Annotated in this window: 11 protein-coding genes and 1 pseudogene; 10 read left to right on the top strand and 2 right to left on the bottom strand. The window is 65.4% G+C overall.

All coding sequences use genetic code 11. The annotated features are described in order from the left end of the window. Positions 1-58: 58 nt before the first annotated feature. The gene (locus AADZ55_RS19180; RefSeq protein WP_085326491.1) at positions 59-673 is read left to right on the top strand and encodes a TetR/AcrR family transcriptional regulator; all 615 of its coding nucleotides are present in this window, start codon (positions 59-61) and stop codon (positions 671-673) included. Positions 674-735: 62 nt separating this feature from the next. Here the strand turns inward: AADZ55_RS19180 and AADZ55_RS19175 are convergent, their stop codons facing one another. Continuing rightward, positions 736-2,268: a carboxyl transferase domain-containing protein gene (locus AADZ55_RS19175; RefSeq protein WP_085326454.1), complete on the bottom strand. Its 1,533-nt coding sequence runs from the start codon at positions 2,266-2,268 to the stop codon at positions 736-738. 27 nt (positions 2,269-2,295) lie between these two features. Between AADZ55_RS19175 and AADZ55_RS19170 the strand changes: the two genes are divergently transcribed. The 6 genes from AADZ55_RS19170 to AADZ55_RS19145 all read left to right on the top strand — a co-directional run bounded on the left by AADZ55_RS19170 (position 2,296) and on the right by AADZ55_RS19145 (position 10,271). Continuing rightward, on the top strand, positions 2,296-3,027 hold the full coding sequence (locus AADZ55_RS19170; protein WP_085326453.1) for an enoyl-CoA hydratase: 732 nt from the start codon (positions 2,296-2,298) through the stop codon (positions 3,025-3,027). 5 nt (positions 3,028-3,032) lie between these two features. Beyond that, a complete protein-coding gene (locus tag AADZ55_RS19165; RefSeq protein WP_085326452.1) occupies positions 3,033-4,151 on the top strand; it encodes an MBL fold metallo-hydrolase in 1,119 nt (372 codons plus the stop codon). Positions 4,152-4,594: 443 nt separating this feature from the next. Next, positions 4,595-6,187 (top strand): serine hydrolase, encoded by a 1,593-nt coding sequence (locus AADZ55_RS19160; protein ID WP_165759430.1) that lies wholly within the window; start codon positions 4,595-4,597, stop codon positions 6,185-6,187. Next, on the top strand, positions 6,184-8,571 hold the full coding sequence (locus AADZ55_RS19155; RefSeq protein ID WP_085326451.1) for a cation-translocating P-type ATPase: 2,388 nt from the start codon (positions 6,184-6,186) through the stop codon (positions 8,569-8,571). Before AADZ55_RS19160 ends, AADZ55_RS19155 begins: the two co-directional genes overlap by 4 nt. A 361-nt stretch (positions 8,572-8,932) precedes the next feature. Then, the gene (locus AADZ55_RS19150; RefSeq protein WP_085326489.1) at positions 8,933-9,391 is read left to right on the top strand and encodes a type II toxin-antitoxin system Rv0910 family toxin; all 459 of its coding nucleotides are present in this window, start codon (positions 8,933-8,935) and stop codon (positions 9,389-9,391) included. A 106-nt stretch (positions 9,392-9,497) separates the two neighbouring features. Continuing rightward, a complete protein-coding gene (locus AADZ55_RS19145; RefSeq protein WP_085326450.1) occupies positions 9,498-10,271 on the top strand; it encodes a VOC family protein in 774 nt (257 codons plus the stop codon). 31 nt (positions 10,272-10,302) lie between these two features. Here the strand turns inward: AADZ55_RS19145 and AADZ55_RS19140 are convergent, their stop codons facing one another. Beyond that, positions 10,303-10,746: a cupin domain-containing protein gene (locus tag AADZ55_RS19140; RefSeq protein WP_085326449.1), complete on the bottom strand. Its 444-nt coding sequence runs from the start codon at positions 10,744-10,746 to the stop codon at positions 10,303-10,305. Positions 10,747-11,062: 316 nt separating this feature from the next. Here AADZ55_RS19140 and AADZ55_RS19135 point away from each other — a divergent pair, with 316 nt between their 5' ends. The 3 genes and pseudogenes from AADZ55_RS19135 (at position 11,063) to AADZ55_RS19125 (ending at position 13,279) form a co-directional block, all read left to right on the top strand. Continuing rightward, a complete protein-coding gene (locus AADZ55_RS19135; protein ID WP_085326448.1) occupies positions 11,063-11,515 on the top strand; it encodes a hypothetical protein in 453 nt (150 codons plus the stop codon). A 55-nt stretch (positions 11,516-11,570) separates the two neighbouring features. Then, positions 11,571-11,761: pseudogene (locus AADZ55_RS19130) on the top strand (IS3 family transposase); the annotation flags it as partial. A 285-nt stretch (positions 11,762-12,046) separates the two neighbouring features. Further along, positions 12,047-13,279 carry an SAM-dependent methyltransferase gene (locus AADZ55_RS19125; protein ID WP_085326488.1) on the top strand — a complete coding sequence of 411 codons (1,233 nt, stop codon included), beginning with the start codon at positions 12,047-12,049 and terminating at the stop codon, positions 13,277-13,279. Positions 13,280-13,425: the final 146 nt, after the last annotated feature.

The raw sequence follows: 13,425 nt of genomic DNA, 5'->3' as shown, positions 1-13,425 counted from the left end.
TCCACGTATCTGATACGCTAATGCATCAGATTCTTCTGCGTATCGGAGTGTGACGGAGATGACAACACCAACCAGTGCCGCGGGCCAGCCGGCGCGGGTGACCAAACGCCGCGCCGAAACCCGTGCCCGGCTGCTCGATGCGGCGTTTCGGGTGTTCGCTGACAAGGGCTTCGGGCACGTGCGCATCGAGGAGGTGTGCGCGGCGGCGGGCTATACCCGCGGGGCGTTCTACTCGCAGTTCGACAGTCTCGAGGAACTGTTCTTCACCCTCTACGATCACCACGCCACCCTGATTACCGAACAGGTCAGCACCGCCATGGCGCGCGCCGACGATCCCAACGACGTGCCCGGGACCGTCGACCGGATCGCGACCACCCTGCTGCTTGACCGTGACTGGCTGCTCATCAAAACCGATTTCCTGATGCATGCCGCCCGTCACCGCGACCTTGCGCAACGCCTGGCCATCCATCGCGCACAACTGCGAGCTGCCATCGAGGAGCGTCTCGCGGGCAGCGACGTTGAGTTGCCCAAGGTGTTCGGCACCGTCGCCGACGCCGCCCGCGCCGTCGTAGCAGCGTATGACGGGGTGAGCATCCAACTCCTGCTCGACAACGATCATGCCGCCGCCCGCGCCTGGCTAAGCCAACTTCTCAACGTTGTGCTGGCCAGCTAAGGACGCAACGCGGGTCCGCGGCGTTGGGATCAGGGTCAGCGGCCGTGCGGTCTCGCCGAGACTTAAACCTCGGTCGCGTTCTGCGGGCGTGTCGGGTGCGTCGGTGAAGTGTCGCGCGGCACACCGATGCGGCGATAGCGGCCTAATCGAGCCGCGAGGCGGTCGGTGGACGGTAACTCGCGCAACGCATGCACCTCGGCGGCGACGGCACTCGATAGTCGTTGGGAGAACTCGACCGGCTCGTCGGCGGCGTCGGGATATTCCGGCACGATAACGTCGACGATTCCGGACGTCAGCAGGTCCGCGGACCGAATGCCTTGCGCCGCAGCGAGTTCAGCGGCGTGCGCGGTGTCGCGGAAGACGATCGCGCTGGCGCCTTCCGGGGGGAGCGGAGCCAGCCAGCCATGCAGTGCGGCCAGCACCCGGTCGGCGGGCACCATCGCCAGCGCGGGCCCGCCGCTGCCCTGGCCCAGTAACACCGACACCGTCGGGGTATCCAGTGTGACGAGTTCAGCCAGGCAATGGGCAATCTGGCCGGCTAGCCCACCCTGTTCGGCTTCCGCCGATAATGCGGGGCCGGCGGCGTCAATGACCAGCACCAGCGGCAGGCGCAGCTCGGCGGCGAGCGCCATGCCGCGCCGGGCCTCGCGTAGCGCAGCGGGCCCGACGGTGCTTCCCCCGCCCCCTGCGGCCCTTTGCTGACCGAGGACCACCACGGGCTGGCCGGCGAAGCGGGCCAGCGCCAAAAGCGTGGTCGCCGCTTCGCCGTGCCCGGTGCCGGACAGCAGCACCAAGTCGGTGGTGCCATGCCGCAGCAGATGTCCGACGCCGGGCCGATCCGGCCGCCGCGAGGCCAGCACCGAGTCCCAGGCCGGGACCTCGGGTACCGGCCCGGAGGGTTGGGGTGGCGGCAACGGCTCTGGATCGTCGGCGATCACCGTCAGGGCTCGGTCCAGCATCACTCTTAGGCCGTCAAGCGCAACAACGCCATCGATCACCCCGTGCCGTTGCAGATTCTCGGCGGTCTGGATGCCGGGCGGGAAGGGTTCGTCGTAGAGCAATTCGTAGACCCGGGGTCCGAGGAAGCCGATCAAGGCGCCCGGCTGGGCGACGGTGACATGGCCCAGCGAGCCCCACGACGCGAAGACCCCGCCGGTGGTCGGGTTGCGCAAGTAGACGAGGTAGGGCAGATGCGCTTGCTTGTGCAATCGGACAGCCGCGGCGATCTTCACCATCTGCAGAAACGCGACGGTGCCTTCTTGCATGCGGGTGCCGCCGGAGCTCGGCGATGCCAGCAGTGGTAGCCGCTCGGCGGTCGCGCGCTGCACGGCCGCCGTGATCCGTTCCGCCGCTGCCACGCCGATTGAGCCGCCGAGGAAGTCGAATTCGCAGACCACCACCGCGACTCGTCGTCCGAATACGCGTCCCTCACCGGTCAGCACCGATTCGTCTCGGTCGCTGGCCTTTCGGGCCGTGGCCAGCTCCCGCGCATAAGCTTCGGTTACCGGTATCGCAACGGGCTGGCTGTCCCAGCTGAGGAAGGAGCCCTCGTCGAGTACCGCATCTCGCAGTTGGTCGGTCGTGATACGACTCACGCGACGAGGCTATATAGGCTGACCCCCATGATTGGTATCACCCGGGCCGATGCCGTGATGACCATTGAGTTGCAACGCCCCGAGCGCCGCAACGCCCTAAATTCACTGCTTGTCGACGAACTTCGGGAGGCCATACAGAAGGCTGGCGACGGATCGACCCGTGCGGTTGTGCTGACCGGGCAGGGCACGGTGTTCTGCGCCGGCGCGGACCTGAGTGGCGACGCATTCGCCGCCGACTATCCCGACCGGCTCATCGAGCTGCACAAGGCGATGGACGCGGCTTCGATGCCGGTGATCGGTGCGATCAACGGCCCCGCGATCGGGGCTGGCCTGCAGCTGGCCATGCAATGTGACCTGCGGGTCGTCGCACCCGATGCCTTCTTCCAGTTTCCGACATCGAAATACGGTCTGGCCCTGGATAACTGGAGCATTCGCCGGCTCTCATCGCTGGTTGGCCACGGGCGTGCCCGCGCGATGCTGCTCGCCGCGGAGAAGCTGACCGCCGAGCTGGCGCTGCACACCGGAATGGCGAACCGGATTGGCACGCTGGCCGACGCCCAGGCCTGGGCCGCCGAGATCGCCGGCCTAGCGCCACTGGCGATACAGCACGCTAAGCGGGTGCTCAACGACGACGGCGCGATCGAAGAAGCGTGGCCGGTACACAAGGAGCTCTTCGACAAGGCGTGGGGCAGCCAGGATGTCATCGAGGCACAGGTTGCCCGGGTGGAAAAGCGGCCGCCGAAGTTCCAGGGGGCTTAATCGTCATGGTGCGCCGAGCGCTAAGACTGGGGGCCGGCACCGCCACGTTGGCCATCGGTGGGTGGCTGTTGCGCGCGTTGCACGGTGCGCCGACTGCCTTGGGCGCCGACCCGGCGTCGATCAGGGCGGTGTCGGAGAAGTCGCCGAACTATCGCGACGGCGTCTTCGTCAACCTCGATCCCGCCTCGATGTTCACCATGAATCGCGAGGAGCTGCGGCTCATCGCGTGGGAAATGGTGGGTAATCGCAGTGGGAGCCGTCCGGCGGCGCCGATCCCGTTGGCTTCGCCGAACATCTACCGGGGTGACGCCAGCCGGCTCGCTGTCAGCTGGTTCGGGCACTCGACGGCACTGCTGGAGATCGACGGCTACCGGGTGCTTACCGATCCGGTGTGGAGCGACCGGTGCTCGCCGTCGGACGTCGTCGGCCCACAGCGACTGCATCCGCCGCCGGTGCAGCTGGACGGCCTGCCCGCCGTCGATGCGGTGGTGATCAGCCATGACCACTACGACCATCTCGACATCGACACCGTCGTCGCGCTGGTCCGCATGCAGCGGGCCCCATTCTTCGTGCCGCTCGGCGTGGGCGCCCACCTTCGCGCGTGGGGCGTTCCGGAACATCGCATCGTCGAGCTCGATTGGAACCAGAGCGCTCAGGTCGACGAACTCACCGTGGTGTGCGTGCCGGCACGGCACTTCTCGGGACGGTTTCTGAGCCGCGACAACACGTTGTGGGCATCGTGGGCATTCGTCGGGCCGAGCCATCGCGCCTACTTCGGTGGCGACACCGGATATGCCAAGAGCTTCACCCAGATTGGGGCAGACTATGGGCCGTTCGACCTGACCCTGCTGCCCGTCGGTGCTTACAACACGGCGTGGCCGGACATTCACATGAATCCCGAGGAGGCGGTCCGGGCGCATCTGGATGTTACCGACTCGGGTTCGGGGCTGTTGGTGCCGATCCATTGGGGCACGTTCCGGCTCGCCCCGCACCCCTGGGCCGAGCCGGTAGAGCGGCTGCTGTCGGCGGCCGAGCCAGAGCACGTGAAGGTGGCCGTGCCCCTGCCCGGACAGCGGATTGATCCCGCCGCTCCGGTGAGACTCAACCCGTGGTGGCGACTCTGAGTAGCTAGTCGCCGGGCTGGGCCGAATTGCCCGGCTCCTCCTCCCGCCGCTGGGCGGCGCGCATCGTCGCCGGGCTCTGGCCGAATTGCCCGGCTCCTCCTCCCGCCGCTGGGCGGCGCGCATCGTCGCCGGGCTCTGGCCGAATTGCCCGGCTCCTCCTCCCGCCGCTGGGCGGCGCGCATCGTCGCCGGGCTCTGGCCGAATTGCCCGGCTCCTCCTCCCGCCGCTGGGCGGCGCGCATCGTCGCCGGGCTCTGGCCGAATTGCCCGGCTCCTCCTCCCGCCGCTGGGCGGCGCGCATCGTCGCCGGGCTCTGGCCGAATTGCCCGGCTCCTCCTCCCGCCGCTGGGCGGCGCGCATCGTCGCCGGGCTCTGGCCGAATTGCCCGGCTCCTCCTCCCGCCGCTGGGCGGCGCGCATCGTCGCCGGGCTAAAGTGGGCGGCCATGACGAAACGCGCGGCGACCGCCGCAGTCGTGATGACATTGCTGGTGCTGATGGGGTGCGGCCCCGCAAAGCGGGCATCCAACCCGTCGTCCCCGTTGTCCGACGCCCCTCCCAATGAGGTGTCGGGCCTATCGATCCCCGCCGGCCGTATTGACGACGCGGTTGCGAAGGTCGATGGCCTGGTCGGCGAGCTGATGAAGAACACCGGCATCCCGGGACTGGCGGTGGCGATTGTCCACGGCGGAAAGACGGTGTATGCCAAGGGGTTCGGGGTTAGGGACGTAGGAAAAGGCGACGGGCCAGGCAACAAGGTGGACGCCGACACTGTCTTCCAGCTGGCATCGGTGTCCAAATCGGTTGGTGCGACGGTTGTGGCGCATGAGGTCAGCGCCAATGTGGTCGCCTGGGATACGCCTGTCGTATCGAAGTTGCCGTGGTTCGCGCTCAGCGACCCCTATGTCACCGGCCATGTGACCATCGCTGACCTGTACTCGCACCGTTCCGGGTTGCCCGACCATGCCGGAGATCAGTTGGAGGATCTCGGTTACGACGCCCGGGCGGTGTTGCAGCGGCTGAAGTACCTGCCACTCGCACCGTTTCGAATCAGCTACGCCTACACCAACTTCGGGGTGACATCCGCGGCCACCGCAGTCGCGGCCGCGGCGGGCAAGTCCTGGGAGGACCTGTCCGACGAAGTGCTCTATCGCCCGCTGGCGATGGGATCCACGAGCTCACGGTTCGCGGACTTCCTGGCCAGGCCCAACCACGCGGTCAACCACATCAAGGTTGGTGACCAATGGGAGGCACGCTTGCAACGGGACCCCGATGCCCAGACGCCCGCGGGTGGGGTGAGTTCGTCGGTCAACGATATGACGCACTGGCTGACCATGGTGCTGGCGAACGGGGTATACAACGGCCAGCGGATCACCTCCCCGGAGGCCCTACTGCCCACCTACACTCCGCAGGTGATCTCGGTGCCTGCGGCGTCGGCGAAAGCTCGTGCCAGCTTCTACGGTCATGGGTTCAACGTGTCCGTGACCTCTTCTGGGCGTACCCAGTACAGCCATTCCGGCGCATTCGGGTCGGGGGCTGCGACAAGCTTCGCGGTCCTACCGTCCGAAGACGTCGGTATCGTCGTGCTGACCAACGCCGCACCCATCGGCGTGCCGGAAACGCTGACCGCCGAATTCATGGATCTGGTCCAGTACGGCCGGGTCACCGCGGATTGGGCGGCCCTGTTCAAGAAGGCGATCGCGCCGCTGAACAACCCGGTAGGCTCGCTGGTCGGCAAACAACCCCCGGCAAACCCGGTGCCGGGTAGGCCGCTGGGCGACTACGTCGGCGTGTACGCCAACGACTACTGGGGGCCGGCCACCGTGACCGATCACGACGGCCAACTGCAGCTGTCGCTCGGGCCGAAGAACCAGACGTTCGATCTGAAGCATTGGGACGGCGATACCTTCACGTTCGCGCTGTCAAACGAAAACGCTCTACCCGGATCGATTTCCAAGGCTGTCTTCTCTGGGTTCCCCGGCGCCATGCTGAACCTGGAGTACTACGACTCCGACAACCTCGGAACGTTTACCCGATGACGCCATCGCCGGCTGGCGGCCTGACCGATGCCGAAGTGGCGCAACGGGTCACCGAAGGCAAGAGCAACGACGTTCCCGAACGAGCCACCCGCACTGTCGCGCAGATCGTCCGGGCCAACGCGTTCACTCGGATCAACGCGATTCTGGGTGTGCTGCTGCTCATCGTCCTGGCGACAGGCTCGGTGATTAACGGGATGTTTGGCCTGCTCATCATCGCCAACAGCGTCGTCGGCATGGTCCAGGAGATCCGCGCCAAGCAGACCCTGGACAAACTCGCGATCATCGGACAGACGAAGCCGTTGGTACGCAGGCAATCCGGAACACGCACACTGCCGCCGCACGAGGTCGTGCTCGACGACCTCATCGAACTTGGGCCCGGGGATCAGGTTGTCGTCGACGGCGAGGTCATCGAGGAGGAAAACCTCGAGATCGACGAATCGCTGCTGACCGGCGAGGCAGACCCGATCGCCAAGGACGCGGGTGATGCGGTGATGTCGGGTAGTTTCGTCGTCTCCGGTACCGGCGCCTACCGCGCCACCAAGGTTGGCAGCGAAGCGTATGCCGCCAAACTGGCCGCCGAAGCCAGCAAGTTCACCCTGGTGAAATCCGAACTGCGCAACGGCATCAACAAAATTCTGCAGTTCATCACCTACCTGCTGGTGCCGGCCGGCCTGCTGACCATCTACACCCAGTTGTTCACCACACACGTGGGGTGGCGGGAATCTGTGCTTCGCATGGTTGGCGCGCTGGTGCCGATGGTCCCCGAAGGCCTGGTGCTGATGACGTCGATCGCGTTTGCGGTCGGTGTGGTCAGGCTTGGCCAACGGCAGTGCCTGGTACAGGAATTGCCCGCCATCGAAGGGTTGGCTCGGGTCGACGTGGTCTGCGCGGACAAGACCGGCACGTTAACCGAGAGTGGTATGCGGGTCTGCGACGTCGAAGACCTCGACACCACCGAACGACCGGAAAGTGTCGCGGATGTGTTGGCCGCGTTGGCCGCCGCCGACTCCCGGCCCAACGCGAGCATGCAGGCGATCGCCGAGGCCTTTCACTCGCCGCCAGGCTGGGTCGTCGGCGCGACTGCGCCCTTCAAGTCGGCAACCAAGTGGAGCGGCGTCTCCTTTCGCGACCACGGCAACTGGGTGATCGGCGCGCCCGACGTGCTGCTCGATCCGGCATCGGCGGCCGCCAGACAGGCTGAGCGGATCGGGGCGCGGGGACTGCGAGTGCTGCTGTTGGGTGCCGGCAGCGTGACCGTCGACCATGCCGACGCGCCGGGTCAGGTCAACCCGGTGGCGCTGCTCGTACTTGAGCAGAAGGTGCGACCCGACGCCCGCGAAACATTGGATTATTTTGCTGTCCAGGATGTTTCGATCAAAGTGATCTCCGGCGACAACGCGGTGTCGGTTGGTGCGGTCGCCGGCAAGCTTGGACTACATGGCGAGGCGATGGATGCGCGTGCGCTCCCCACGGGCCGCGACGAACTGGCCGACGCACTCGACTCCTGCACCAGCTTCGGCCGCGTGCGGCCCGATCAGAAGCGCGCGATGGTGCATGCCCTGCAATCGCACGGACATACCGTGGCGATGACCGGCGACGGCGTCAACGATGTGTTGGCCCTCAAGGACGCTGATATCGGTGTGGCGATGGGCTCGGGCAGCCCCGCGTCGCGCGCGGTGGCGCAGATCGTGTTGTTGGACAATAAGTTTGCCACGCTGCCATACGTGGTCGGCGAGGGTCGTCGGGTTATCGGCAACATCGAACGGGTCGCCAATCTGTTTCTGACCAAAACGGTGTACTCGGTCCTGTTGGCGCTGCTGGTGGGTATTGAGTGCTTGATTGCCAAACCGATGGGGCGAGATCCCCTGCTGTATCCGTTCCAGCCGATCCATGTCACCATCGCGGCGTGGTTCACCATCGGGATCCCGGCGTTCATCTTGTCGTTGGCGCCCAACAACGAGCGCGCAAATCCGGGCTTTGTCCGGCGAGTCGTGACGTCTGCGCTGCCGTCCGGACTGGTCGTCGGCATTGCCACGTTCATCTCCTACCTGGCCGCCTACCAGGGCCGGCACGCCTCGTGGCAGGAACAGGACCAGGCGTCGACCGCGGCGCTGATCACGTTGTTGATCACCGCGCTGTGGGTGCTCGCGGTGGTTGCGCGGCCCTACCAGTGGTGGCGATTGGCGCTGGTGTTCGCCTCCGGGCTGGCCTATGTGTTGATCTTCAGCCTCCCGCTGGCGCGGGAGAAGTTCCTCCTCGATGCCTCGAATCTGGCGACGACGTCGATCGCACTGACGATTGGCGTGCTGGGTGCCGCGACCATCGAGGCAGTGTGGTGGATCCGATGCAGGGTGCTGGGCGTGAAACCGAGAGTGTGGCGATAACGCCCAATCGCGCCGTATTGGGCAACACCATGTCGGGCATCAACAACACCAACCCTCGGCATCGCGATTGCGGGCTTTGTCTCGGGTATGCCGAACATCGGCAGCAATCTCTCGGGGGTCTTCCTCGACGGCACCGTGCCATAACGGCTGGTTCTCCGTGGGCCAAACCGGCCGGCAGTCCCTTGCATAGGCAACCGCGCTGACAAGTAAGGTTTCACCGGCAATAGGGTGCGGGGGATGGCGGTGCTCTCCACGGAAGGAACGATGCGCATGGCAATCCTGGACAACGCGCAGGATCTGCTGTCCCAGCAAGTGCAGGCCAACAACGTCGTCGAACCGGGTGACCGGCGGAACTGAGCAGATGGCGAAACTCTCGGGATCCATCGACGTACCGCTGCCGCCGGAAGAGGCCTGGATGTATGCCTCCGACCTGGGCCGATACAAGGAATGGCTGACGATCCACCGGGTGTGGCGCAGCAAGTTGCCCGAAACCCTGGACAAGGGGACGGTCATCGAATCGATCGTCGAGGTAAAGGGGATGCCCAACCGGATCAAATGGACGATCGTGCGGTACAAGCCGCCCGAAGGTATGACGCTCAACGGTGACGGTGCCGGCGGCGTCCGGGTCAAGTTGATCGCCAAGGTCACGCCGAAAGACGACGGCGCGGTCGTCACCTTCGATGTGCACCTCGGTGGGCCGGCGCTGTTTGGGCCGATCGGCATGGTCGTCGCCGCCGCGTTGAGAAGTGACATCCGGGAATCGCTGCAGAACTTCGTCATGGTGTTCGCCCGACCTGAACAGGGTCTGAGCCGGGCCTGATCCCGGTGTGGCGGCTGAATGTCAGGGGGCACCGATGACTTTCTGGTCGGCCGGCGGTCGATACGTGTGAACCCCGATCCGGGGCCGACATAACAAGGAGGTCATCGTGGCTGTCCGTGCTGGCGCGCCGCTGGGCGCACCCTGCTGGGTCGATCTGGCGTCGTCCGACGTCGACCGAGCTCAAGAGTTCTACGGCACCGTATTCGGCTGGAAGTTCGAATCCGCGGGACCCGACTACGGCGGATACATCAATGCCGCCAAAGACGGTCACCCGGTCGCCGGCCTGATGGCCAACCGGCCTGAGTTTCAGTCTTCCGACGGATGGACCACGTACTTTCACACCGCCGATATCAATGCGACCATGGCCAAGGTGACTGCCGCGGGCGGATCGTCGTGCCTGGACCCGATGGAAGTACCCGCCAAGGGCTTCATGAGCCTGGCGGCCGATCCGTCGAATGCGTCCTTTGGCTTGTGGCAGCCGGTGGAACACCGTGGCTTCGAGGTGACCGGTGAGGCCGGCTCACCCGTGTGGCATCAACTGACGACGCGTGACTACCGCGCAGCCATAGACTTCTATCGCCAGGTCCTCGGGTGGCGGACCGAGCAGGTTTCTGACACTGACGAATTCCGCTACACCACAGCGTGGTTCGGCGACCAGCAGTTGCTCGGCGTGATGGACGGGACCTCCTGCCTACCCGACGGTATCCCGGCGAACTGGACCATCTTCTTCGGCGCCGAGGACGTCGACAAGACGTTGCTGGTGATCTCCGGCAACGGCGGAAGTGTGGTGCGGGCCGCCGAGGACACCCCGTACGGTCGACTTGCCGCGGCTACCGACCCGACGGGTGTCGTCTTCAACTTGTCCTCGCTGCAGGTCTAACGGCGATCGCAAGCACGGCGTAGCCGGGTGCCTACGTGCGCGTGGCAAGCACGAAGTCGTCGTAGTCGAAACCTGGCACCACCACGCAGCTGACCAAGCTGGGCGCGTTGTCGCGCGGTCGGGCCCGCTGCCAATGGCGTGCCGGCACCAGCAGCTGCGGGTGCTCACCGCCACTAGTGTCGCTGCCCAGTAAATATGTTGTGGTGCAGTTTCTTTCGGGTCCCGCTTCGAGGACGACGGGGCTGCCGCGGTGATGAAGCCACAATTCGGGGCCACGCACGGTGTGCCAGGCCGAGTGCTGGCCAGGCATCAGTAGGAAAAGGATCGCCGTTCCGGCGTTGCGCGGACCGGTGTAGTCCGTGGGCAGGGTCGATCGGCTGATGATCAAATCGCTGCGCCACGTTTCCCGGAACCAGCCACCTTCGGGGTGGGGATCCAAGTCCAGCAGGCGCGCCCACTCGGGAAGTTCTGTCACAGCGGCTACCGTCGGTCGATCGCCGCGTGGGGCTGCCAGCGTAACCCCAGTAGACCCACTCAAATCAGCCACGTTGGAAACCCTTCGTGCTCGCAGATGTGATACCGGATTCTCGTGCTTGCGGGCGAACTTGCCTGCCACGATGCCGCACAAGCTGGGCCATGGCCGTCGGCCGAATGGACACAAAGGGGATGGTTGCGCCTCCCGCGATTGATGGACGCCTGCTCGCGTCGGCGTGCGATACCCACCGGTTCCGTCCGGGCCGTACCGCGTGTGCCGGGCGGCAATCGGTCCGGCACGCTCTAATGTCGCAACTGTGACTCGCCCCGTACGCCCCGGCTGGCTCGTGGCACTTTTCGCTGTGGTCATCGCGGCCAGCGCCTGGATGCCGTGGTTGACGACGACGGTTGGCGGCGGAGGCTGGGTCAACGCTATCGGGGGCACGCACGGCAGCTTGGAACTTCCGCACGGGTTCGGTGCGGGTCAGCTGATCGTCTTGCTGTCCTCGACGCTGCTGGTGGCTGGGGCGATGGTGGGGAGCGGCCTGTCGGTGAGGCTCTCATCGATTTCCGCGCTGATCGTTTCGCTGCTCATCGTCGCGCTCACGGTGTGGTACTACAAGCTCAACGTCAACCCACCCGTGTCGGCCGAATACGGCCTTTACATCGGTGCGGCCGGTGCGGTGTGCGCGGTGGGATGCTCGCTGTGGGCGGCGTTCGCGGCCGCGTTCGCGGGTCGGTCCGGGCGCGCAAGTGGCAGACCGAGGTGAACCCAAGCCAGGAAAGCGACTTTCACCGATGGTAAACCGTCCTGGCTCGGTGCCCGACCAATCACTATTGACCCGCCGCGCAGTCGAGTTCGGCGTCACCGCAACGGGTTTGGTGCAGCGCTCCGGCGCAGGCAGTCAATGCACTTCCGTGGCGTTCACGGAGGCGCTGCGAAGGGCCGGGATCGCGGCTCAATCGGCAGCGTCGGCGACTCCCTGGACAACGCATCGATGGAATCGGGTATTGGAAACCTCGAGCATCGCACGCCGACACCAGCCGGCGTCCACCAATCGCGGGAGGCCCAACCATCCCCATTGTGCCCATTCGGCCGACAGCCATGGCCCAGCTTGTGCGCCATCGTGGCAGCCAAGTTCGCCCGCACGAGAATCCGATATCTCTGCGAGAACTGGTCGGCCAGTACCCGACCCTCACCGGGCGAGCCCAGCGCTACCATCAAGCTATCAAAGCGGCACGAGCAGAAATTCTCCAGCGCCCTTAGGACGCTGCACATACACAAAGTCGCGGAGGTCGGGATGCTGCTGGCGAAGGTGGTGCGCAGCCTGCTGCACACCGGCACCTTAACCATTGTCGATGTGGGCGGCCGGCCGCATCGCATCCAGGGTGCCGCCCCCGGTCCCGAGGTGACGATTCGCATCCACGACCGTTCCACCGCATGGCGATTGGTGCTCCACCCACGGCTGGCGGTCGGCGAAGCCTATATGAACGGCACCCTTACGGTCGATGGTGAGCGGCTCTACGACTTCCTTGACTTGCTGGGCCGCAACATGTCAGCAATAGAGCGCTCCTGGTGGTTAGCGTGGTCGTTGCGTCTGCAACGGTCGGTGCGCCGGTTGCAGCAGCGCAATCCCATCGGCCGGGTGCAGCGCAACGTGGCGCATCACTACGACATCAACGATGCGCTATATGAGCTCTTTCTCGACCGTGACCGGCAATATTCCTGCGCCTACTTCCTGCATCCCGATGCCTCGCTAGAGGTGGCGCAGGCGGCCAAGAAGCGCCATATCTTGGCCAAGCTGCGCATTGATGCGCAGCATAAGGTGCTTGACATCGGCTCCGGCTGGGGCGGCCTCGGCCTCTACATTGCGCGCGAGACCGGCGCTGACGTCACCGGTGTCACCTTGTCACGTGACCAGCACGCCATCGCGACTCAGCGCGCGGCTACCGCAGGCGAGGGCGCACGCGTACGGTTCAAGCTGCAGGATTACCGGCTCGAGACCGAACGTTACGATCGCATCGTCTCGGTCGGCATGTTCGAGCATGTCGGCGTCGGGCATTACGACGAATATTTCGGCAAGGTGCGGGACCTGTTAACCGACGACGGCGTCATGCTGTTGCACGCGATTGGGCGCATGCAGCCGCCGTGCGGCACCAACCCCTGGATGCGCAAGTACATCTTTCCCGGCGCCTATATACCCGCCCTATCCGAGGTGCTTGCATCGATCGAGCGCGCCGGCCTGTGGGTCACCGACATCGAGATTCTGCGCCTGCACTACGCCGAGACACTGCAGCATTGGCGTAGGCGCTTCATGCAGAACCGCGAGGAGGTGAAGCGCCTGACCGGGCTGGACGACCGCTTCTGCCGCATGTGGGACTTCTACCTTGCCGGCTCCGAAATGAGCTTCCGTCACATGCACGAGATGGTCTTCCAGCTGCAGCTTGCCAAGCGTGTCGACAGTGTTCCGATCACCCGCGACTACATGTATGAGGGCGAGCGCGCCCGCGATCTCCCGCTGCTATCGCAGTAGCGGCGAACTAAGCGCCTTGCTGGGTTTGCACTGGACAAAGCCGAGCTGATCGAACGACCGCGAATCCGCCTCCTGGGTGCACTGGGAGGGTGTCGCCGGTCTAGCGGATTTTCGGTGGCGGTCGCGTTGGTTGACTCTAGGCGCGA

It is taken from the genome of Mycobacterium decipiens, from assembly GCF_963853665.1.
Classification (GTDB): Bacteria; Actinomycetota; Actinomycetes; order Mycobacteriales; family Mycobacteriaceae; genus Mycobacterium; species Mycobacterium decipiens.
Note: the sequence above shows the minus strand (reverse complement) of the source record. Positions and strands in the feature narration are given on the sequence as shown.

Bases quoted from the DNA above. Each gene is read 5' to 3' on its own strand.
- AADZ55_RS19165 (WP_085326452.1), top strand. From the start codon at position 3,033: ATGGTGCGCCGAGCGCTAAGACTGGGGGCCGGCACCGCCACGTTGGCC.
- AADZ55_RS19180 (WP_085326491.1), top strand. From the start codon at position 59: ATGACAACACCAACCAGTGCCGCGGGCCAGCCGGCGCGGGTGACCAAA.
- AADZ55_RS19170 (WP_085326453.1), top strand. From the start codon at position 2,296: ATGATTGGTATCACCCGGGCCGATGCCGTGATGACCATTGAGTTGCAA.
- AADZ55_RS19155 (WP_085326451.1), top strand. From the start codon at position 6,184: ATGACGCCATCGCCGGCTGGCGGCCTGACCGATGCCGAAGTGGCGCAA.
- AADZ55_RS19160 (WP_165759430.1), top strand. From the start codon at position 4,595: ATGACGAAACGCGCGGCGACCGCCGCAGTCGTGATGACATTGCTGGTG.
- AADZ55_RS19125 (WP_085326488.1), top strand. From the start codon at position 12,047: ATGCTGCTGGCGAAGGTGGTGCGCAGCCTGCTGCACACCGGCACCTTA.
- AADZ55_RS19150 (WP_085326489.1), top strand. From the start codon at position 8,933: ATGGCGAAACTCTCGGGATCCATCGACGTACCGCTGCCGCCGGAAGAG.